The 19693-nt window shown below is 70.1% G+C and carries 18 protein-coding genes; 7 read left to right on the forward strand and 11 right to left on the reverse strand.

Annotated elements, in window-relative coordinates:
• Positions 1 to 15: 15 nt before the first annotated feature.
• On the reverse strand, positions 16 to 1584 hold the full coding sequence (locus RT97_RS21070; RefSeq protein WP_155403855.1) for a M20/M25/M40 family metallo-hydrolase: 1569 nt from the start codon (positions 1582 to 1584) through the stop codon (positions 16 to 18).
• Between the two features lie 147 nt (positions 1585 to 1731).
• Between RT97_RS21070 and RT97_RS21075 the strand changes: the two genes are divergently transcribed.
• Positions 1732 to 2703, forward strand: a complete 972-nt coding sequence (locus tag RT97_RS21075) for a LysR family transcriptional regulator (RefSeq protein ID WP_042580779.1) — start codon at positions 1732 to 1734, stop codon at positions 2701 to 2703.
• Between the two features lie 21 nt (positions 2704 to 2724).
• On the opposite strand, the gene RT97_RS21080 is transcribed toward RT97_RS21075, so the two are convergent.
• Positions 2725 to 3444, reverse strand: a complete 720-nt coding sequence (locus RT97_RS21080) for a GNAT family N-acetyltransferase (RefSeq protein WP_042580780.1) — start codon at positions 3442 to 3444, stop codon at positions 2725 to 2727.
• A gap of 155 nt (positions 3445 to 3599) precedes the next feature.
• On the opposite strand from RT97_RS21080, the gene RT97_RS21085 reads away from it, so the two are divergent.
• Entirely contained in the window at positions 3600 to 5081 is a 1482-nt protein-coding gene (locus RT97_RS21085; protein WP_042580781.1) for a PLP-dependent aminotransferase family protein, read from the forward strand.
• 18 nt (positions 5082 to 5099) lie between these two features.
• On the opposite strand, the gene RT97_RS21090 is transcribed toward RT97_RS21085, so the two are convergent.
• Positions 5100 to 5561 carry a response regulator transcription factor gene (locus tag RT97_RS21090; RefSeq protein WP_052810715.1) on the reverse strand — a complete coding sequence of 154 codons (462 nt, stop codon included), beginning with the start codon at positions 5559 to 5561 and terminating at the stop codon, positions 5100 to 5102.
• Positions 5562 to 5755: 194 nt separating this feature from the next.
• Between RT97_RS21090 and RT97_RS21095 the strand changes: the two genes are divergently transcribed.
• A complete protein-coding gene (locus tag RT97_RS21095) occupies positions 5756 to 6808 on the forward strand; it encodes a helix-turn-helix transcriptional regulator (protein WP_042580782.1) in 1053 nt (350 codons plus the stop codon).
• Here RT97_RS21095 and RT97_RS21100 read toward each other — a convergent pair.
• The 8 genes from RT97_RS21100 to RT97_RS21135 form a co-directional block, all read right to left on the reverse strand.
• Positions 6805 to 7776 (reverse strand): ABC transporter substrate-binding protein, encoded by a 972-nt coding sequence (locus tag RT97_RS21100; protein ID WP_042580783.1) that lies wholly within the window; start codon positions 7774 to 7776, stop codon positions 6805 to 6807. The genes RT97_RS21095 and RT97_RS21100 overlap by 4 nt on opposite strands.
• Positions 7777 to 7810: 34 nt before the next feature.
• Positions 7811 to 8971 (reverse strand): c-type cytochrome, encoded by a 1161-nt coding sequence (locus RT97_RS21105; RefSeq protein WP_042580784.1) that lies wholly within the window; start codon positions 8969 to 8971, stop codon positions 7811 to 7813.
• A gap of 1 nt (position 8972) precedes the next feature.
• Positions 8973 to 9767 (reverse strand): ABC transporter ATP-binding protein, encoded by a 795-nt coding sequence (locus RT97_RS21110; RefSeq protein ID WP_042580785.1) that lies wholly within the window; start codon positions 9765 to 9767, stop codon positions 8973 to 8975.
• Positions 9761 to 10843 carry an ABC transporter permease gene (locus RT97_RS21115; RefSeq protein ID WP_042580786.1) on the reverse strand — a complete coding sequence of 361 codons (1083 nt, stop codon included), beginning with the start codon at positions 10841 to 10843 and terminating at the stop codon, positions 9761 to 9763. Before RT97_RS21115 ends, RT97_RS21110 begins: the two co-directional genes overlap by 7 nt.
• Positions 10840 to 11841: an ABC transporter substrate-binding protein gene (locus tag RT97_RS21120; RefSeq protein ID WP_042580787.1), complete on the reverse strand. Its 1002-nt coding sequence runs from the start codon at positions 11839 to 11841 to the stop codon at positions 10840 to 10842. The genes RT97_RS21115 and RT97_RS21120 overlap by 4 nt, the downstream gene beginning before the upstream one ends.
• Before the next feature lie 115 nt (positions 11842 to 11956).
• Complete coding sequence (locus RT97_RS21125; protein WP_042580788.1) at positions 11957 to 12781, reverse strand: class II aldolase/adducin family protein; 825 nt, start codon at positions 12779 to 12781, stop codon at positions 11957 to 11959.
• A 153-nt stretch (positions 12782 to 12934) separates the two neighbouring features.
• Positions 12935 to 14044 carry an LLM class flavin-dependent oxidoreductase gene (locus tag RT97_RS21130; protein ID WP_042580789.1) on the reverse strand — a complete coding sequence of 370 codons (1110 nt, stop codon included), beginning with the start codon at positions 14042 to 14044 and terminating at the stop codon, positions 12935 to 12937.
• Positions 14045 to 14081: 37 nt separating this feature from the next.
• The gene (locus RT97_RS21135; protein WP_042580790.1) at positions 14082 to 15092 is read right to left on the reverse strand and encodes an ABC transporter substrate-binding protein; all 1011 of its coding nucleotides are present in this window, start codon (positions 15090 to 15092) and stop codon (positions 14082 to 14084) included.
• A 156-nt stretch (positions 15093 to 15248) separates the two neighbouring features.
• Between RT97_RS21135 and RT97_RS21140 the strand changes: the two genes are divergently transcribed.
• From RT97_RS21140 to RT97_RS21155, 4 genes are read left to right on the forward strand one after another with little or no spacing between them, the layout of a single operon-like run.
• A complete protein-coding gene (locus RT97_RS21140; RefSeq protein ID WP_042580791.1) occupies positions 15249 to 16484 on the forward strand; it encodes an acyl-CoA dehydrogenase family protein in 1236 nt (411 codons plus the stop codon).
• Positions 16481 to 17461 (forward strand): ABC transporter substrate-binding protein, encoded by a 981-nt coding sequence (locus RT97_RS21145; RefSeq protein ID WP_042580792.1) that lies wholly within the window; start codon positions 16481 to 16483, stop codon positions 17459 to 17461. Before RT97_RS21140 ends, RT97_RS21145 begins: the two co-directional genes overlap by 4 nt.
• On the forward strand, positions 17458 to 18057 hold the full coding sequence (locus RT97_RS21150; protein WP_172672235.1) for a cysteine dioxygenase: 600 nt from the start codon (positions 17458 to 17460) through the stop codon (positions 18055 to 18057). Before RT97_RS21145 ends, RT97_RS21150 begins: the two co-directional genes overlap by 4 nt.
• On the forward strand, positions 18054 to 19676 hold the full coding sequence (locus RT97_RS21155) for a rhodanese-related sulfurtransferase (protein WP_042580793.1): 1623 nt from the start codon (positions 18054 to 18056) through the stop codon (positions 19674 to 19676). Before RT97_RS21150 ends, RT97_RS21155 begins: the two co-directional genes overlap by 4 nt.
• Positions 19677 to 19693 lie beyond the last annotated feature (17 nt).

A 19693-nucleotide genomic window follows, 5' to 3' on the forward strand; every position in this document is an offset into this window, starting at 1 on the left:
GGCCGCCTCGTTCGCTCAGAACCCGTGCGTCATCAGCGCGTAGACCGTCTGCACGCCGGTCACGTAGTTGCCCATGCGCAGGTTCTCGTTGGCCGCATGCTGATTGTTGTCGGCGTTCACCAGCGGAATGATCGCAAAGGGCACCTGCAGCACCCGCACGATCTCCGCCGTCGGCACGGTGCCGCCCATCATGCGGATGCGCACGGGCGCGGGCGTGGCGCCGAAGGTGTCGGTCAGCGCCTTGTAGGCCCACTGCCCGATCGGTGAATTGATGGGCGAGCCCGCCGCGTCGGCGCCCTCGCTGCGGTATGAGAAGCTGGCGATCTTGTCGTAGCGGGCGCGCTCCTCGTCCGTCGGCGCGCCCTTCACGAGGTGATAGCCCTGCTTGACGATGTGCGCCTCGATCAGCTTGCCCAGGTACGGCGCATCGGAGTCGGGCGTGGTGCGCAGGTCCATCTCGGCCTCGGCCTTGTCTGGAACGATGTTCGCCACCTTGTCGCCCACGGCCGCCGAGGCCATGCCGCGGACGTTCAGCGAGGGGTACTGCATCGCCTCCTGGTAGTTGGCGCCGACCTTGTCGGTGCGCGCGATGCCCAGGCGCCGCTTGAGCGCCACCTCGTCGTCGGGCACCGCGGCCATGATCTTGCGGTCGGCCTTGCCGATCTTCACGTGGTCGTAATAGCCGGGAACGGTCACCCGCCCCGTGTCGTCCTTCATCGAGGCCAGGAGGCTCGCCAGGCGCTGGGCCGGGTTGGGCGCGTAGTTGCCGTAGTGCCCGCTGTGCAGCGGCACCTTGGCGCCGTACACCGTGAGCCGCGCGTCGGCTGCGCCGCGGTTGCCGAACACCAGCGTGGGCCGGTTGGTCGCGTGCATGGGGCCGTCGTGGATCACGATGGCATCGCTGCGCAACAGGTCGCGGTGCGCCTGCATGACCTGGCTGATCGACGGGGAGCCCTTTTCTTCCTCGCTGTCCAGGATCACCTTGACGTTGACCGCCGGCTGCCCGCCGCCGGCCTTCAGCGCATCGATGGCGGCCAGCAGCATCATGATCGGGCCCTTGTCGTCGGCCGAGGCCCGGCCGAACACGCGCCACTCGGGGTCGAGCGGGCCGCTGAAGAGCGGGGCCGAATCGATCTCCTCCCACTCGCCCTTGTCCGACTTGCGCTTGAGCACGGGCGTCCACGGGCTCTTCTGCGCCCACTGCGCGGGAATCACCGGCTGGCCATCGAGGTGCATGTAGAACAGCACGGTCTTGCGCGCGGGATCGCTGCCCGGGAATTCGGCGTAGAGCATCGGCTTGCCGTTGTTGGGCAACTGCTGCGTCGTGAAGCCGCGCTTCTGGAAGGCCCGCTCCAGCCAGTCGACGTTCTTGCGGATGTCCTCCGGCACGGTGGCGTCGTTGGGGAGCGCCAGCAGTTCGAAGTACTCGCGGTAGGTGGCTTGCGCATGGCGTTCGGCCTGGGCCGGCGAGAGTTCGGCCGCCCCTGCGAGGCCATGGCCCAGGAGCAGGAGGGCCGAGGGCACCAGTGCCATCAGGCGACGGGGAGTGCGACGGGAACGGGTGGACGCGGAATCGATGGGCATGGGTTGGCAGTGCAGAGGGAGCGAGTCGGAGAGCGGGGTATCGGTGCAGCATAAAAAGCGCACACCTTTTCAACAATTGCTATTTTCTTGAGCTACCTTTGCGTTTCCCGCAAACCGCGCGCATCGCCCTCACCCCTTTTCCGCCCCATGCCCAGCCGCCGCCTCCAGGAAACCTCGCTGCGCTACTTCCTCGAGGTGGCCCGCACCGGCTCGCTCACCGAGGCGGCCGCGCGGCTGAACGTCAGCATCTCGGCCGTCAGCCGCCAGGTGGCCACGCTGGAAGCGCTGCTGGAGGTGCCGCTCTTCGAGCGCCGCCCGCGCGGCATGGTGCCCAGCGCCGCGGGCGAACTGCTGGCGGCGCACGCCCTGCGCGGCGCGCTGGAGGCCGAGCGCGTGCTCTCGGACATCCAGGCGCTGCAGGGGCCGCTGAGCGGGCGGGTGCGCATCGCCTGCTCCTCGGGCTTCGCCAACGAGTTCCTGCCGCGCACCATCGCGGCATTCCGGGCGCAGTACCCGGGCGTGCGGTTCCGGCTCGATGCCACCGGCCCGACGCAGGTGAGCGATGCGGTGCTGCTCGGCGAAGCGGACATCGGCCTCACCTACAGCCGCGCGGCGGTTCGCGGCATCCGGGTCGAGCATCGCCAGCCGGCGTCGGTGTTCGCGATCATGCGGCCCGACCATCCGCTGGCGAAGTCGCGCAGCGTGACGCTGGCGCAGATGCATCCATTCCCCATTGCGCTCGGCAGCCCCGAGAACACGGTGCGCCAGCTGTTCGATGTGGGCTGCAGCAACCGTGGCCTCGTGTTCGAACCCGTGCTGGTGAGCAACCGCTTCGAGGCGCTCGCCAACTTCGTGCTGCATGGCGGCGGCCTCGCGATCACCGGGGAAATCACCGTGCGCGACCGCCTGCAGCGCGGCGAGTTGCACGCGGCCGAAGTCCGCGAGCCAGGCATGCGCGGGCGTTCGGTCGAGCTGCAGACGCTGGCCGACCGCACGCTGCCGGAGGTGGTGCGCACGTTCCTCGCATTCCTGCGCGAGCAGTTGCCGGAACCGGGCGCCCGCGCGGCGGCGACGAAGGCGCCCGCAAGCAAGAAAGCGAACGCGCGCAAGGCCGCGTGAGCTTCGCGCAGCGCCCGGCCCTCAGTCCGCGCGCGGCAGCCTGAACTTGTCCAGCGCGATGCGCTGCCTGCCCTGCGCATCGAAATTCTCAGGTGCGAGCCAGCGCTCGAACGCCGTGCGCAGCACCGGCCATTCGCTGTCGATGATCGAGAACCACGCGGTATCGCGGCTGCGGCCCTTGTAGACGACCGCCTGCCGGAAGAGCCCTTCGTACTGGAACCCCAGCCGCGCGGCTGCGCGCTTGGACGGCTCGTTGAAGTTGTCGCACTTCCATTCGTAGCGCCGGTAGCCCAGTTCGTCGAATGCGAGCTTCATCAGCAGGTACTGGGCTTCGGTGGACATCGGCGTCTGCTTGAGCAGTGGCGAGAAGGTGACGCTGCCGACCTCGATGGCGCCGTGCGCCGGGTCGATGCGCATCAGCGCCAGCGTGCCGACGGCATGGCCGCCCTGGCTGTCGATGACGGCGAAATGCATCGGATCGGCCGTCTGGGCGGCGCATTCGAGGTGCGCGCGCGTCGCGTCCAGGTCGGCGGGCCGCTCGACGAACAGGTAGGTCCAGTCGCGGCCGTCGGGCGCCTGCGCGTAGGCGGCGTAGAGGTCGTCGGCGTGCCTGGCGGCATCGAGCGGTTCGAGGCGGCAGTACCGGCCCTCGATGACGCGGCGCGGCGGCAGGGCACGCGGCGTCCAGCCGGGGACCTCGGGACCGATGGATTGACCGAATTCGTTGTGGCGGACTGGCATGGGAGGAAGAGTCTTTCAGGGCGGAAGAAGCGGCGACGCCGGAGACCGGTAAAGTACGCCCGCCGTGGCGCCATGAAAAGTACCACGAGGCGTTCATTTCGTGGTGCCACGCCCCCCCCTCCGCCGCAATCGCCGCCATCGCCGCCACCGCCCCCATGCCCAACCCGCCAGACTTCGCCGCACTGCTCGAGTCCCCGCTCGCGAAGGATCGCGACGCCGGCTCGATGCAGCGCCAGCTGCACGAGCGCCTGAAGCGCGCCATCCTCGAGGGCCGCCTCGCCCCGGGCAGCCGGCTGCCCGGCTCGCGCGCGCTGGCCGAGGCGCTCGCCATCTCTCGCAACACCGTCACCGCCGCCTACGAGCACCTGGCCGCCGAGGGCTACGTGCAGCCCGACCGCCAGGGCACGCGGGTGACCGAGCTTTCGTCGCCCGCCCTGCCCCTGCCCCGACGTGCGGGCAAACCGGCCGGCACGCCCGCCACCGCGCGGCGCCTGGCAACGATCAAGCCCGCCACGCCCTTCACCGAGCCCGACGCGGCCCTGCGCCCCGGCGTGCCCGCGCTGTCGCACTTTCCTGCGGCTGCATGGCGGCGCGCGATCGACCGCGCCATCCGCACGGCGAGCCCGGCCACGCTCGGCTACGGCAATCCGCTGGGCGAGCCCCGGCTTCGTGCGGCCATCGCGCGGCACCTGGCGATCGCGCGCGGCGTGCGGTGCGAGCCGGGGCAGGTCGTCATCGCCGAGGGCGCGCAGGAGGCCATCTCGCTGTGCGTGCGGCTGCTGTCGAACCCCGGCGAGACGGGCTGGATCGAAGACCCGGGCTACCGCGGCGTGAAGTCGGCCATGCGCGCCGGCGACATGCACATGGTGCCGATACGCGTCGATGCCGAGGGCCTGTGCGCGAGCGCGCAGGACTGGCGCGACCACCCGCCGCGCCTGATCTACACGACGCCCTCGCACCAGTACCCGGCCGGCGCGGTGCTGAGCATCGCGCGCCGCCTCGCGCTGATCGCCGAGGCCCGCCAGCACGGCGCATGGATCATCGAAGACGACTACGACAGCGAGTTCCGCCACACCGGCGAGCCCATCGGTGCGATGCAGGGGCTGGTGGCCGACGCGCCCGTGCTCTACATCGGCACCTTCAGCAAGACGATGTTCCCGTCGCTGCGGCTGGGTTTCCTGGTGCTGCCCGGGGAGTTGGCGGCTGGCGTGCAGGCCCCGCTCGAGGAAATGCTGCGCGGCGGGCACCGCCACGAGCAGCTGGCCATGGCCGACTTCATCGAGAGTGGGCAGTTCGGCCGGCACCTGGGCCGCATGCGGCGGCTGTATCGCGACCGTCAGCAGGCGCTGCGCCTGGCGCTGACCCGGCATTTGAAAGTGCCGCACGAGATCGACGGCGGCCACTGCGGCCTGCACCTGACGGTGCGGCTGCCGCCCCGCTTCGACGACCGCCGGATCGCCGCCGAGGCGCTGCGCCACCACCTGGCGCCCGTGGCGCTGTCGAGCTTCGCGGTGCAGCCGCTGCCCTCGGACAACGGGCTGGTGCTGGGCTACGGCAATACCTCGGCCGAGCTCTTCGAGCCGCAGGTCAAGCGCCTGTCGCAGCTGGCGCGCGCCGCGGAACGCAGCGGCGCCTGAAGCGCCCGCGCGAGCCGGCTATTGCGGGCGGCCGGCGTCCCAGCTCAGCAGGCCCAGTTCCATCGCCTTGCGGACGGCCCGGGTCCGCGAGTTGACGTCGAGCTTGCGATAGATGCTCTTGATCTGCGTGTCGATGGTGTTGCCCGAGCGGTTGAGCGCCTCGGCGATCCGGCGGTTGGTCCACCCCTGCGACACCAGCTGCAGCACCTGCAGTTCGCGCGGTGACAACTGCACCGTCGGCAATGCGGGCCCGGCGAGCGGCGCATCGTGCATGCGCGGTGGCGTCTCGATGGCCGGAGGCCGCGTTTTCGCAGCCGCGGCAATCAGGGCGAGGATGCGGCGCGCGATGCGCGACGGCCCCGGCGCACCGCCGTGCTCCATGGAAAACATCAGGGCGGCCAGTTCGTCCTCGTTCGCCTCGTTGAAGAGATGACCGACGGCACCGGTGGCGACTGCGGGATCGGCTTTTCCTGTGGACATTGGGCTACTCGCTCAAGAAATCGGGTTCGGCCATGCAGCCGCGCGGAGGCAAGAGTGGTGGCACGGGTTCGGCGGACTTGACCGTCCGTCTCAGTTATTGAGAGAATTCCGCCGGTTTTGCGCTTTTTTTAACGGTTTTTTCTGTTCATTGGCGCATTAACTTCGACGTCGCAACTGGCGATTTCTTCTCTCCCATGAACCTCCCCGGCCCTCGAAGCGCCTCCCCCGCGGCACATGGCGGCGTGGCGCGCAGCCACTTCAGCGTGCTTGGAGAGCCTCAGCACCGGCAGCTGCTGGCCTGGCGGGAGCGCGTGGGCCACGTGATCGACGTGCTGCCTTCGAAAGCCGACATCGAGCAACCATTCCGGGCGGAAATCGACCGCTACAAGGTCGAGGGGCTCCTCTTCACCGACTGCCGCTCCGATGCGATGCTGCTGGAGCGCTCGCTGGCGCGCATCTCCACCGACAGCGTGCGCGACTACGTGTTCCATGTGTTCGCCGAGGGCGGCGTCGGCGACATCGCGCTGCGCGCCTCGCCGCGGCACAGCGCCCCCGTCGCCGCCTCCACCGCGAAGATCCTCGCGCTGGACATGAGCCAGCCGGTGCGCATGCGGCGCAGCCACTGCCGGGTCCTCACCTTCTTCGTGCCGGGCTCGATGGTGCAGGAGATCTTTCCCGACCCCGAGGCCATCCACGGCCGCACGGTCCAGGACGCGACGCCGCTCACGCGGCTGGCGCTCGAACACGTGGCGGCCCTGGGCGCCAACATCTCGGGCATGACCGCCGCCGCAGCGGACAGCGCCGTGCGCACGGCCGCGCACCTGGTCATCGCCGCCTTCGGCAAGCAGGCGGGCCTGAGCGGCAACGCGCGCTCGGCGGCGCGCGCCGCGCTCTTCGGCCGGGTGCGCCGCCATATCCAGGCGAACCTGCATAGGGCCGAGCTGACGCCCGAGAGCCTGCTCAACGCGCTGCACCTGTCGCGCCCGACGGTCTACCGCATGTTCCAGCACGAAGGGGGCCTTGGGGCCTACATCCGCCACCTGCGGCTGCGGCAGGCCGCCGACGAGCTCGCCCGCTACCCGCACATGATGGTGACCGACGTGGCCTATGCGGTCGGCTTCAAGAGCGCCTCGGACTTCACCCGCGCCTTTCGCCGGGCCTACGGCATGGCGCCGCAGGAGTTTCGCGCGCTCGCGCAGACGTACCGGGCCGATCGCCCGGACCCCTGGCAGGCGCCCTCGGCCTAGCCCGCGACGCCGAAGCCGGTGTCGAAGGTGCCCTTCACGTCGAGCGGCTGCTTGATGAGCCCCACCTGCCGGTAGAAGTCAGCCGTGCCCTGCTGGTCGGCGATGACCTGCGCATCGATGGCCACCCACTTCTGCTGGCGGCGCTCGAACTGCAGCTTGGCCGCCTCGGGCGGAATGCCGATGATGCGGGCCAGCGCGGCCGAGTAGGCATCGACATTGCGGTACGACCAGAGCTGCGCCTTCACCACGCGCTGCAAAAAATCCTGCAGCACCGGTCGCTTCGCGGCAATGGCCGCATCGGTCGCGGCAAGGTAGCTCAGGCCCGGCAGCAGCCCGCGGCCGCTCACCAGCACGCGCGCATGGTGGCTCACCTCGGCCAGCGCGGTGTAGGGCTCCCAGGTGGCCCAGGCATCGACCGAGCCCTGCGTGAGCGCGAGCTTGGCGTCGGCCGGCGCGAGGAAGCGGATGTTCACCTCTTCCGGCTTCAAGCCCGCCGCGGTGATGGCCTTGAGCGTCACGTAGTGGCCGATGGAGCCGCGGTTCGTCGCGATGCTCTTGCCCTTGAGGTCGGCCGCGGTCTTGAGCGCGGAGTCGGGCCGCACGAGCACGGCGGTGCCGTAGGAGTCGGAGCGGTTCGCGCCGATGGCTTTGACGCGCGTGCCGGCGGCCAGCGCGAAGATGAGCGGTGCATCGCCGATCGGGCCCGAATCGACCGCCGCCGCATTGAGCGCTTCGGCGAGCGGCGCGGCCGCGGGAAATTCGGACCACTGGATGTCGTAGCCGAGGCCTTCGAGCCCGTTGGCCGCTTCGAGCAGGGCGCGCAGCCCGCCCTTCTGGTCGCCGGCCTTGAGCACCGGGCGGCCCTGTGCACGGGCCGGCAGCGAGAAGGCGGGCAAGGCGGCGGCCGTGGCGGCGGCGAGGCCCTGGGAAAGGAGCTTGCGGCGTGAGGGGTCGAGGTGCGAAGTCATGGGTTCTCCGGGTTTGGTCGAGGTCAAGAAAAAATCAGTGGATGAAACCGCCCTTGACGAAGCGCACCGGCTCCGCGTCCATGCGGGCGATGAGTGCGCCGAGGCCATCGGCAGGTGATGCGGCGCTCTTCGCAGAAGCGGGCGCGCGCTCGCTGCGGCACAGCAGGTCGTCGTCGGACCAGCCCGCCTTGCCGGGCTCGCCGCGTGCACGCAGCCAGCCGTCGCGGTCGGCAATGAGTTGCGTGCCGGCGAGGCGGTCGGTGCCGGCGATCAGCGCCAGGGCCTCCCAGGCCGCGGGCGAGTCGGCCACGCAGTCGGCGGTCTTCGCGGTCAGCGAAGGCGAAGGCGAGACCAGCTGGACGGTGACGAGCCGCGGGTCTTCCGTGGGTGCGGTGTCGCCCGCCACGATGCGCACGCGCTGCCCGCGCCAGCTCGCGAGCAGCCGCGGCGCCTGCGCGCCGCAGCGCACCGCCATGTCGGGCAGGCCGATGGGCTGCGGCCAGTTGCCGAGCGCGCGCAGGCTCTGGCCCGCGCCCTGCGCCTTCATGTAGTCGATCAGCGCCCAGGCGTCGGCCTCGTCGAGCTGGCCGCCGAAGCCGGGCATCGTGGATCGCTTCTGCTGCGCATCGCGGGTGCCGTGAAGAATGCGCCAGAGCAGGTCGCCATCGGCGCGCCGCCACAGCAGCGGGCCGCTCAGGTTAGGCGGCCACACCGCGAGCGAGGCTGCGAGCGGCCCCTCGCCCTGGCCGTCCGCGCCATGGCACGCCACGCAGTTCTGCGCGTAGAGCACGCGGCCCTTGGCGATGGAGGTGGCCGTGAAACCTGTCGGCGAAGACTGGAAGCTCGTCGGCGTGGCCGGCACCAGCACCACATGCGCCTCGGGCCATGGCGCGGCGACGAGCAGCATCGGCACCAGCGCCAGAACGTAGAAGCGCCGGCGCCGCCAGAACAGCGCGACCAGCAAGGCCAGCGCCGCGACGGCAACGCACGCGAGCGTCCACGCAAGGCCGCGCGCCTGGCCCAGGTCGATCAGCAGGTTCTCGCCCGACAGGCGCCGCGCCCATGGCCACGCCGGCTGGCCATGCACCTGCGCCGCGAGCCCGAGCGCATCGAGCACCCGCAGCAGTTGCAGTTGCGCGCCCTGGAGCAGGCCGATCAGCAGGTTGAGCCAATCGGCCTCGGGCGTGCTGTTCATGTCACCAGGTGGCGTCGAGCCCCAGGTGCCGGAGCGCCTCGTGGCGCAGCTCGGCAAGCCGCGCATGGCCGCGATGCCGCGGATACGGCAGGTCGACCACGATCTCCGCGGCAATGCGCGCGGGCCGGTCGCTCAGCACGATCACGCGGTTGGCCAGGAACAGCGCCTCTTCCACGTCGTGCGTGACCAGCAGCGCCGAGAAGCCTGCGCGCTGCCAGAGGTTGACCAGCTCGCTCTGCATCGCGATGCGCGTGAGCGAGTCGAGCTTGCCGAGCGGTTCGTCGAGCACCAGCAGCTGCGGGTCGTTGACCAGCGCGCGCGCCAGCGTCACGCGCTGCGCCATGCCGCCCGAAAGCTGGTGCGGAAAGGCCTTGGCGAAGTCGGTGAGACCGACGAGCTTGAGCGCCTCGTCGACCCGCCCGCGCTGCGCCTTGAGCACGCCGCGCGCCTGCAGGCCGAGCGCCACGTTGTCCCACACGCTGCGCCACGGGTAGAGCGTCGGGTCCTGGAAGACGACGATGCGCGACGGGTCGGGCCGGGTGATCGGCACATCGTCCTGCGTGATGCGGCCGGCGGTGGCGGGCTCCAGGCCCGCGACCAGCCGCAGCAGCGTCGACTTGCCGCAGCCGCTCGGGCCGAGCAGCGCGACGAATTCGCCGGGCCCCACCGTGAGGTCGATGTCATCGAGCACCTGCAGCGGCCCCGCCGGCACGTCGAACCAGTGGCTTACGCCGCGGATGTCGATGTGCGCGCCGGCCTGGCGCACGCTCGCATCGGGAATGGCGGCGGCTACCACTTCACGGTCCCCTTCTGCCACGACAGCACGCGGTCGCGCACCTTGAAGAGCAGCGTGATGAGGCCCGAGCAGAGCGCCGCCATCACGATGAGCGCGGCGTACATGTTCGAGTACGAGGCCCAGCCCTGCGCCCACGACAGGTAGAAACCGAGGCCCGCCTTCACGCCCATCATCTCGGCGGTCACGAGCACCGAGAACGCGGCGCCCAGCCCCATGAAGAGGCCGACGAACACCTGCGGGAGCGCCGCGGGAATCGCCACGCGCAGCACCAGGAAGCGTTCGCTCGCGCCCATGGTGCGCGCCACGTCGTAGTAGTTGCGGTTGACGCCGGCCACGCCCGACCAGGTGAGCACCGCGACCGGAAAGCCCGTGGCGAGCGCGATCAGGAACACCGCCGCCGCATAGCTCGATGGAAAGAAGAAGAACGCGAGCGGCAGCAGCGCCGAGGCCGGCACCGGCCCGACGAATCGCAGCACCGGATGCACCCAGTAGCCCGCGATGCGCGACCAGCCGATGGTCACGCCCGTGAGAAAGCCCGCGAGCGCGCCGAGCACGAAACCGTGGGCGAGCAGGCGTGCCGAATGCAGCAGGCTTTCGCCGAGGCGGCGCCAGTCGTCGATGTAGGTCTCGACCAGGCTCTGCGGCGGCGCGAAGAACGGCGTGGGGAGCAGCGCGAGCTTGGCGGTCGCGATTTCCCAGATCGCGAAGAGCACCGGCAGCGCGACGAGCCACGGACCCGCGGGCCGCAGCACGCGCGACACGCGGCCGGCGCGCGAACCGAGCAGCGCGACGACCAGCACCAGCGCACCCACGGCGATGGCGGCGATACCGAACTCGTCGGTGTAGGCCCAGTCGCTGAACCCCACCGCCTTGTTCGGCCAGTAGATCGTGAGCAGGCCCAGCGCGAGCCACGCAACCGCGGCGGCGAATCCGCTGCGCCACACGGGCGGGGTTGCCTGGGTACGGAACGGCGTCGAGGCGGGAGCCGCGGTGCGCTCGGGCGCCGCTGCCCCCACCCTTGCCCTTCCCCGGAAGGGGAGGGAATCGAAGCCCAAGGCGGGGTCGGGGGTGCTCATGCCAGCGGATCGAAAGAGACGTGCTCGGCGAAGCGCACCGGGTCGGTGGTCTTCTTGAGCACGCCGACGCCGCGGAAATCGCGCGCGTAGAACTCCACCTCGTCGCGCAGGTTCTTGCCCAGCGGATGGTGGTTGTGCGTGAGCGTGCCCAGCAGCGCGCGCAGGTCTTCGATCGGCACCTTGGGCGAGTACTTGGCGAAGAGCTTGGCCGATTCGTTCGGGTTCTCGGCCACGTAGTCCGACGCCTGCGCGATGGAGCGCACCAGCGCCGCGACGGTCGGCTTGTCCTTGCGCACCAGTTCGCCGCGCGCACCGACGATGCAGCAGACCTTGTCCTTGTATTCGCCCGAGAGGTTGCTCGCCACTTCGACGAACGTGCCCTTGTTGCGCTTCTCGATCAGGTAGACGTTCGGGTCGCCGTCGGCAATGGCGTGGATCTCGCCCTTCTGCACCGCGATGTCGAGCAGGTCGGCCGGGTACTGGCGCCAGGTGACGTCGCGGTCGGCGTCGATGCCGTTCTTGGCCAGCAGGATCGAGAAGAAGTTCTTGCCCGGGCTCGCGATGTCCGACACCCCGATGATCTTGCCCTTCAGGCTCGCGAGGTTGGTCACGCCCGCGGCCTTGGCGCCCACCAGGCGCACGCACCCGCCGTGCGAGCTGCCGACGATCTTCACGTCGAAGCCCGACTCCAGCGGCTTGAGCCAGCGGTGGATCATGCCCACCGCCGCATCGGCCTTCGCGGTGGCGAGCGATTCGAGCAGCTGGTCGGTGGAGCCGGTGTAGTTGATCAGGTCCACCTGCAATCCGTTGCGCTCGAAGTAGCCGCGCTCCTGCGCCACCACCACCGGCGAGAGGCAGAACGCGGTGGCGTTCCATGCGAAGGTGAGCTTGCGCGCCTGCTGCGAGAACGCCTGCGAGGCGATCAGGCCGCCCGAGGCAACCACGGCGGCGGCGCCGCCTGCTCGCAATACGCTGCGGCGGGAAAGGGATGCGGTCATGTGCGGGTTCCGGAAGGTGTCATGCGATCGGAACCGTTCGGGCCGAGCTTGTCGAAGCCTTGCGCGGCGCTTCGACAAGCTCGGCGTGAACGGTTTTATTGAACGGGTCCTGGTGTCAATCCAGCAGCTCGGGCTCGGCCTCGACCAAGCCTTCATAGAGGCTGTAGAAGGAATGGATGGCCCCCTCCGGGCCGCCGATCTGGCTGTGCGTGTGGCGCGCGGTGTCCTCGTCGATCGGCTGCGGCTTGCCGGCCGCCTCGGCGAGAAGCTGCGTGTGGCAGGCGTTGTCCAGAGCGATGTACCACCACGCGGCGGCTTCCACCGTCGGACCCGCGGTCAGGATGCCGTGGTTCTTGAGGATCGCGCCCTTCTTGTCGCCCAGCGCCTGGGCGATGCGGTCGCCCTCGCTGGTGTCGACCACCATGCCGGTGAAGTCGTCGAACAGCGCCACGTCGTCGTGGAACACGCAGCTGTCCTGCGTGATCGTGTCCAGCTTGCGGCCGAGCGTGGACCAGGCCTTGCCGTAGGTCGAGTGCGTGTGGGCGGCGGCCACGATCTTCGGGTTGTGCTCGTGGATCGCGGCGTGGATCGCGAAGGCGGCCTTGTTGAGCGGCTTGTCGCCGATCACGGTCTCGCCCTTCGAATTGACCAGCAGCAGGTCGGACACCTTGATGCGCGAGAAATGAATGCCCAGCGGGTTGACCCAGAAGTGATCGGAAAGCTCGGGGTCGCGCGCGGTGATGTGGCCGGCCAGGCCCTGCGCGAAGCCGAAGCGCGCGAACAGGCGGAAGGCCCCCGCCAGGCGCTCCTGCCGATGGCGGCGCTCGGCCTGCACGCTGGTGCGCGGCGGGACCGGGTCGAACCAGTATTTCTGCTGGGGGTTGGGGTTGAGCTTGAGCGGCTGGGCCGCGTTGCGGTCGATGGAAAGAACGGCACTCATGGGGATTCCTCGTATTCGGTTTCTGGTTTTGCTCCTTCCCCTTCCGGAGGAAGGCTGGGATGGGGGCAAGCGGCGCTTCAAAGGCCGCAGCGTCGTGAAGGCCGCTTGCCCCCCACCCCAGCCCTCCCCCGGAAGGGGAGGAAGAAAGTCAGGTCAGGCCGCCTTGCGAACGGAAGCCACGCGCTGCGCGACGAGTTCGCGCGTGCGCGGAATCAGCTCGCGTCCGTAGTCGGTCGCGTCTTCCAGCGGATCGAAGCCGCGGATGAGGAACGTGGTCACGCCCAGGTCGTAGTAGTCCAGCAGCGCATCGGCCACCTGCTCGGGCGTGCCGACCAGCGCGGTGCTGTTGGAGCGGCCGCCGATTTCCTGCGCGACGGCCGTCCAGAGGCGCTTGTCCACGCGCGGCCCCTTGTCGGCCGCGGCCAGCAGGCGCTTGGCGCCCTCGCTCTGCTGCGGGCCGCCGCGGTTGTAGCCCTGCACCACGCGCAGGCGCTTGGTCTCGGCCAGGATGTTCTCGGCGCGCGCCCAGGCGGCCTCTTCGGTTTCCGCGAGGATCGGGCGGAACGACACCGAGAAGCGCACGCTGCGCCCGTGCTTGGCGGCTTCGGCGCGCACGCGCGTCGTGAGCTCGCGCGCCTGGTCGAGCGATTCGCCCCACAGCGCGTAGACGTCGGCGTACTTGCCCGCGACCGGAATCGCGGCTTCCGAGGCACCGCCGAAATACACCGGCACATGCGGCTTGCCGTTGCGCGTCTGCAGCGGCTTCACTTCGGAGAACGCGTTCTGGTAGCGGTAGTGCGCGCCTTCGTGGTCGAAGGGCTTCTCGGCGGTCCACACCTTGTGCAGCACGTCCAGGTATTCGTCGGTGCGCGCGTAGCGCTGGTCGTGATCGAGCCAGTCGCCGTCGCGGCGCTGCTCTTCGTCGGAACCGCCCGAGATGTAGTGCACGCCAAGCCGCCCGCCGCTGAACTGGTCGAGCGAGGCGAACTGCCGCGCCGCGAGCGTGGGCGCCACGAAGCCCGGACGGTGCGCGAGCATGAAGTGGATGCGCTCGGTCACCGAGGCGGCATATGCCACGGTGAGCGTGGCGTCGGGGCCGGTCGAATGGTGCGGCACCAGCACGCGGTCGAAGCCGGCGTTCTCGTGCGCCTGCGCGAAGGCGCGCACGTAGTCGCGGTCGATGGCCGGGCCCTTGGCGGCATGGATCTCCGAGACCTTCTGGCCCTGGATCATGCCGATGAATTCAACGTCGTTCTGGCTCATGGGTGTCCTTCGTTTGTTGTCGAGGTGTGGGGGTGTTTCAGGCGGCAGGCAGGCGCAGCACGTTTTCGAAGCTGCGGTCCCAGAGAGGCTTCACGTCGGCGGGGCCGTCGAGCACACCGATCTTCAGGAAGGTGTCGGCCACGTCCTGGTGGCTGCGCACCACCGCGTCGCTCACCGGGCCGAGGCTGTAGTCGCCGCTGCGGCCGTTGAAGAGTTCGACCAGGTCGCCGACGGGCACGCGCGTCTCGGCCGACTGCGCGCGCGCATAGGCCAGGAAGTTGCCGTTGATCCATGCGAACGAACGCTGCAGTCGCTGCAGCAGGTCGCTCAATGCCGCGCGGCGCAGCGTGTCGTCCAGCGCGCGCGGGTTGGCGTAGATCGGGAAGTTGCCCGAGAGATAACCCACGCCGGTCTTGATGATCCGGGCGCCGTACTGGGTGCGCGCGATCTGGCCGTTGTAGCCGTAGATGGCCCAGGCATCGAAGTCGCCGCGCGCGAAGGCCGAGAGGCCGTCCGAGGGCGTGAGGCTCACGGCCTGGATGTCGTTGAACGAGAGGCCCGCCTCGGCCAGTTGCTTGGCCAGGTAGTAGTGCGAGGTGGTGGCGCGCACGTAGCCCACGCGCTTGCCCTTGAAGTCGGCGATCGAGCGGATCGGCGAATCCTTGCGCGCCAGCGTGGCCTGGTTGTTCAGGTCCTCGTGCGTCACGGCCACCAGGCGCACGCTGGATTTCTGGCGCGCCGCGAACACCGGCGGGATCTCGCTGCCCGAGCCCAGGTCGAGGGCGTCGCCGTTGATGGCCTCGATGTGCAGCACGCCGTTGTTGAGCTCGCGCCAGTCGATCCTGTAGGGCGTGTTGGCCTGGCCGGAGGCCTGAAGCAGCGGGCGCCACAGACCCTTGTAGGTGCCGACGCGCAAGGTCACGCCCGAGAGGTCGCGCGACGGCGTGGCGGCCTGGGCCGCATGCGTGCCGAGGCCGGCGGCGGCGGCGCCCCATGCGGCGGCGGCCTGGAGCAGGCTGCGGCGATCGAGCGGGAAATCGGGTTTCATGCGTTGCGGTCTTTCGTCTTCCATGCCCACGGGAGCCATGGGAGAGAACCGAGACCGTACCGAGGCGCCCCGCAAAAGCGAACGCAGAAAAACGAGTTTGGATATGCAGGATGCGTCGTTTTCGGGCCGCCCGCCGGCCGGTACCGTGCGGGAACCATGAGTGCACTCCCCCTGCGCCGCCCGTCGGCCACGCCTGAAGAAGCAACCCCCTCCTCCACCGTCGATGCCGCGCTGCTGGCCCGGCTGTCGGCCCAGTTCGCAGCGACAGCGGCCGACTACGACCGCAGCGGCGCCTTCCCGCAAGAGAACTTCGAGGCGCTGCAGGCGAACGGCCTGGTCGGCCTCGTCGCGCCCGCGGTGCACGGCGGCGGCAGCGCCACGCTGGCGACGGCACGGCGCGTGATCGGGGCCGTGGCGCGCGGCGAACCGGCCACCGCGCTGATCCTCACGATGACCTACCTGCAGCACCACGCACTCACGCGCGGCGACAACCGGTGGCCGCCGCAACTACGCGAACGCGTGGCGCGCGATGCGGTGCAGCGCGGTGCGCTCATCAACGCGCTGCGCGTGGAGCCTGCCCTCGGTTCGCCCTCGCGCGGCGGCCTGCCCTCCACCGTCGCACGCCGCGACGGCAACGGCTGGGCCATCGACGGCCACAAGCTCTACACCACCGGCATCGAGGGCCTGACCTGGCTCGCCGTGTGGGCGCGCACCGACGAGCCGACGCCGCGCACCGGCGTTTTCCTGGTGCCGCGCAACGCCCCTGGCGTGCGCGTGATCGCCAGCTGGGACCACCTGGGCCTGCGCGCCTCGGGCAGCCACGAAGTGATCTTCGAGAACGCGACCATCGACCTGGACCACGCGGTCGACCTGCGCGCCCCCGCCGACTGGGCGCCCGATGCCGGCAGCCAGACCGACATCGACGCGCACGCCACGCAGCAGGCCTGGATGGTCGTGCTGCTCGGCAGCCTCTACGACGCGGTGGCACAGGCCGCGCGCGACTGGCTCGTGGGCTTTTTGAACCAGCGTGCACCCGGCAGCCTGGGCGCGCCGCTCGCCAGCCTGCCGCGTGTGCAGGAGCACGTCGGCGAGATCGAGGCGCTGCTGCGCACCAACCGCGTGCTGCTCGATGACGCGGCGGCAGCGGTCGACAACGGCCACGCGCCGCCCGCCACCGACAGCGGCCTCCTCAAGTACACGGTGACGAACAACGCGATCCGCGCAGTCGAACTCGCGCTGCAGCTGAGCGGCAACCATGGCCTCACGCGGCAGAACCCGCTGGAGCGCCACTACCGCGATGTGCTGTGCAGCCGCATCCACACGCCGCAGAACGATGCGATCCTGGTCGGCGCGGGCAAGCGCGCGCTGCTCGCGGCGGGAGTTGCCGCATGACCGACCCGCTCTTCTCCAGGGCATCGCGCCGCGATTGGCTGAAACAAGGCGCCGCGCTCTCGCTGGCTGCCACCGGTTCGCTGCGTGCATGGGCGCAGCCACCGACCACGCTCGTCCTCGGCGATCAGGCCGGCGGCCTGCGTTCCTTGTTCGAGGCGTCGAAGGCGCTCGAGGGCGCGCCGTTCGCCTACCGCTGGGCCAACTTCCAGGGCGCCGCGCCGCTGTTCGAGGCGCAGCGCAGCGCGGCGGTCGATACCGCGATGGCGGGCGACCTGCCGGTGCTGGCCGCGGCGGTCGGCAAGACGCCGCTGAAGATCGTCGCCACGCGCGTCGGCAAGGCCGATTCGCTGGGCATCGTGGTGCAGCCCGATTCGCCCTTGCGAAGCGTGAGCGACCTGCGCGGCAAGACGGTGATCGTCTCTTCGGCGCGCGGCAGCATCTCGCAATACCAGCTCTATGGCGCGCTCGAGGAAGCCGGCGTGCCGCGCAGCGAAGTTACTGTGAAGTTCGTGCTGCCGACCGACGCGGCGGCCGCCTTCGCCTCGAAGCAGATCGACGCGTGGGCCGTCTTCGATCCGTACTACACGATCGCGGTCCAGCAAGGCGGGCGCATCCTGCGCGACGGGCGCGGCATCAACACCGCGCTGGGCTTCATCACCGCGAGCGAGCATTCGCTGGCCGACCCGGCCCGGCGCGCGGCCATCGTGCAGTTCCTCGACCGGCTGGGCCGCGCGGGCGACTGGGCACTGGCCAACCCCGAGGCCTATGCGCTGGCCTACAGCCAGCTCACGCGGCTGCCGATCGAGTCGGCGCGGATCATCACCGCGCGCGCGTCGGTGGCGGGCCGGCCGGTGAGCGAGGCGGACATCGTCGCGCTGCAGGCCGTGGCCGACCGCTCGGCGCGCGACGGCATCCTGCCGGTGCGCGTGGACGTGCGCGCCATCACCGACACCCAGCTCTGGAAGCGCCCCGCGTGATCGCGCCGCTGCGCGACTTCGTCGGCGCTTTCGGCCGGCTGCTCGACAGCGGGCCCGACGAGCCCCGCATCCTCCGCGAAGGCGGTGAGTTGCTCCGTGCGCTGGTCGCGCGCGACGACTGGCTGCCCGATGCCTTCGCACGGCCCGACCCGGCGCGTTACCAGCAGTTCCTGCTGCATGCCGACAGCACCGAGCGCTTCTCGGTCGTGAGCTTCGTGTGGGGGCCGGGGCAGGCCACGCCGATCCACGACCACACGGTGTGGGGCCTCATCGGCATGCTGCGCGGCGCGGAATACAGCCAGGGCTACGCGTTCGACGGCGACGGCCGCGCACAGCCGCAGGGCGATGCGGTGCGGCTGGATGCCGGCGACGTGGAGGCCGTGTCGCCCAACGTCGGCGACGTGCATCGCGTGCACAACGCGCATGCGGACCGCGTGTCGATCAGCATCCACGTCTACGGCGCCAACATCGGCGCGGTACGGCGGCATACTTACCCGGCCGAGGGCGGGCGCAAGCCGTTCGTCTCGGGCTACTCCAACACGCTGCTTCCCAACCTCTGGGACCGCTCCGAAGAACTCAGATCGACCTTCGCATGACGACCGCTGCCTTTCCCCCCGTGCCCTTTGCCGCCGTGCGCGAACGACTCCTTGCGCGCGAAGAGACGGCGTTGCTCGATGTGCGCGAGGAAGATCCGTTCGCGCAGGAACATCCGCTGTGGGCCGCGAACCTGCCGCTCTCGAAGATCGAGATCGAGGCCTGGCGGCGCATTCCGCGGCGGGACACGTTCATCGTGCTGTACGGCGCGCACGACGGGACCGACCTCGCACCGCTCGCGGCACGCACCTTCGCCGCGCTCGGCTACACGAACGTGCACCTGCTCGATGGCGGCCTGGAAGGCTGGCGCGCCGCGGGCGGCGAGCTGTTCCGCGACGTGAACGTGCCGAGCAAGTCGTTCGGCGAACTGGTCGAGCACGAGCGGCACACGCCCTCGCTCTCCGCGCGCGAAGTGAAGGCGCTGGTGGAAGCCAAGGCCAACGTGGTGGTGCTCGATGCGCGCCGCTACGACGAATACCAGACGATGAGCATTCCCTCGGCCACGAGCGTGCCCGGCGCGGAGCTGGTGCTGCGGGTGCGCGAACTCGCGCCCGATCCGTCGACGCAGGTGATCGTCAATTGCGCGGGGCGCACGCGCAGCATCATCGGCACGCAGTCGCTGGTGAACGCGGGCATTCCGAACCCGGTGGCGGCGCTGCGCAACGGCACGATCGGGTGGAAGCTCGCGGGGCAGGTGCTGGACCATGGGGCGGGCCGGCAGGCGCCGGCCGCTGTGTCCGATGCGCACCGTGCACAGGCAGCGGCCGATGCGCGGCGCGTGGCCGACAAGGCCGGCGTGCGGCGCATCGCGCTCGATGCGTTGCAGACGCTGGAAGCGCCGCACCGAACCGTCTATCGCTTCGACGTGCGCACGCCCGAGGAATACGCGGCGGGCCACCTGCCCGGCTTTGCGAGCGCGCCCGGCGGACAGCTGGTGCAGGAAACCGATCACCAGGTGCCGGTACGCGGCGCGCGCATCGTGCTGGCGGACGACGATGGCGTGCGCGCATCGATGAGCGCTTCGTGGCTCGCACAGATGGGGTGGGAGGTCTACGTGCCTGACACGGCGCCGTCGGCGTCTGCGTTCGTCGAGAAGGTTGCGCCCTCGCCCACCTATCCGCCGGTTGCAGCCGCAGTCGGAGAGATCGCGCCCAAGTCGCTGGCCGAGTTGCTCAAGCAGCCCGGCACCGCCGTGCTCGACGTGACCACGAGCGCGAACTACGTGAAGCGCCACATTCCGGGTGCCTGGTATGTGATTCGCGCGCAGCTTGCGGGTGCGATCGATGCGGTGATTCCCGCATCGCAGCGCTATGTGCTGACCTGCGGCAGCAGCCTGCTCGCACGCTATGCCGCAGCCGATTTGCGCGCGCTGCTCGATGCGCGCGGACAAAGCGATGTGGAAGTGCTGGTGCTCACCGGCGGCAACGCGGCATGGTTCGCCGCCGGCCTCGACGCCGAGACCGGCGAGACGCGCCTGGCGACCGCGCGCACCGATCGCTATCGCCGCCCCTACGAAGGTACCGATGCGCCCGCAGAGGCCATGCAGGCGTACCTCGATTGGGAGTACGGGCTGGTCGCGCAACTGGCGCGCGACGGGACGCATCACTTCAAGGTGATCTGACCGCCCAGGTCGGCGCC

It is taken from the genome of Variovorax paradoxus (assembly GCF_000834655.1).
GTDB lineage: Bacteria > Pseudomonadota > Gammaproteobacteria > Burkholderiales > Burkholderiaceae_C > Variovorax > Variovorax paradoxus_F.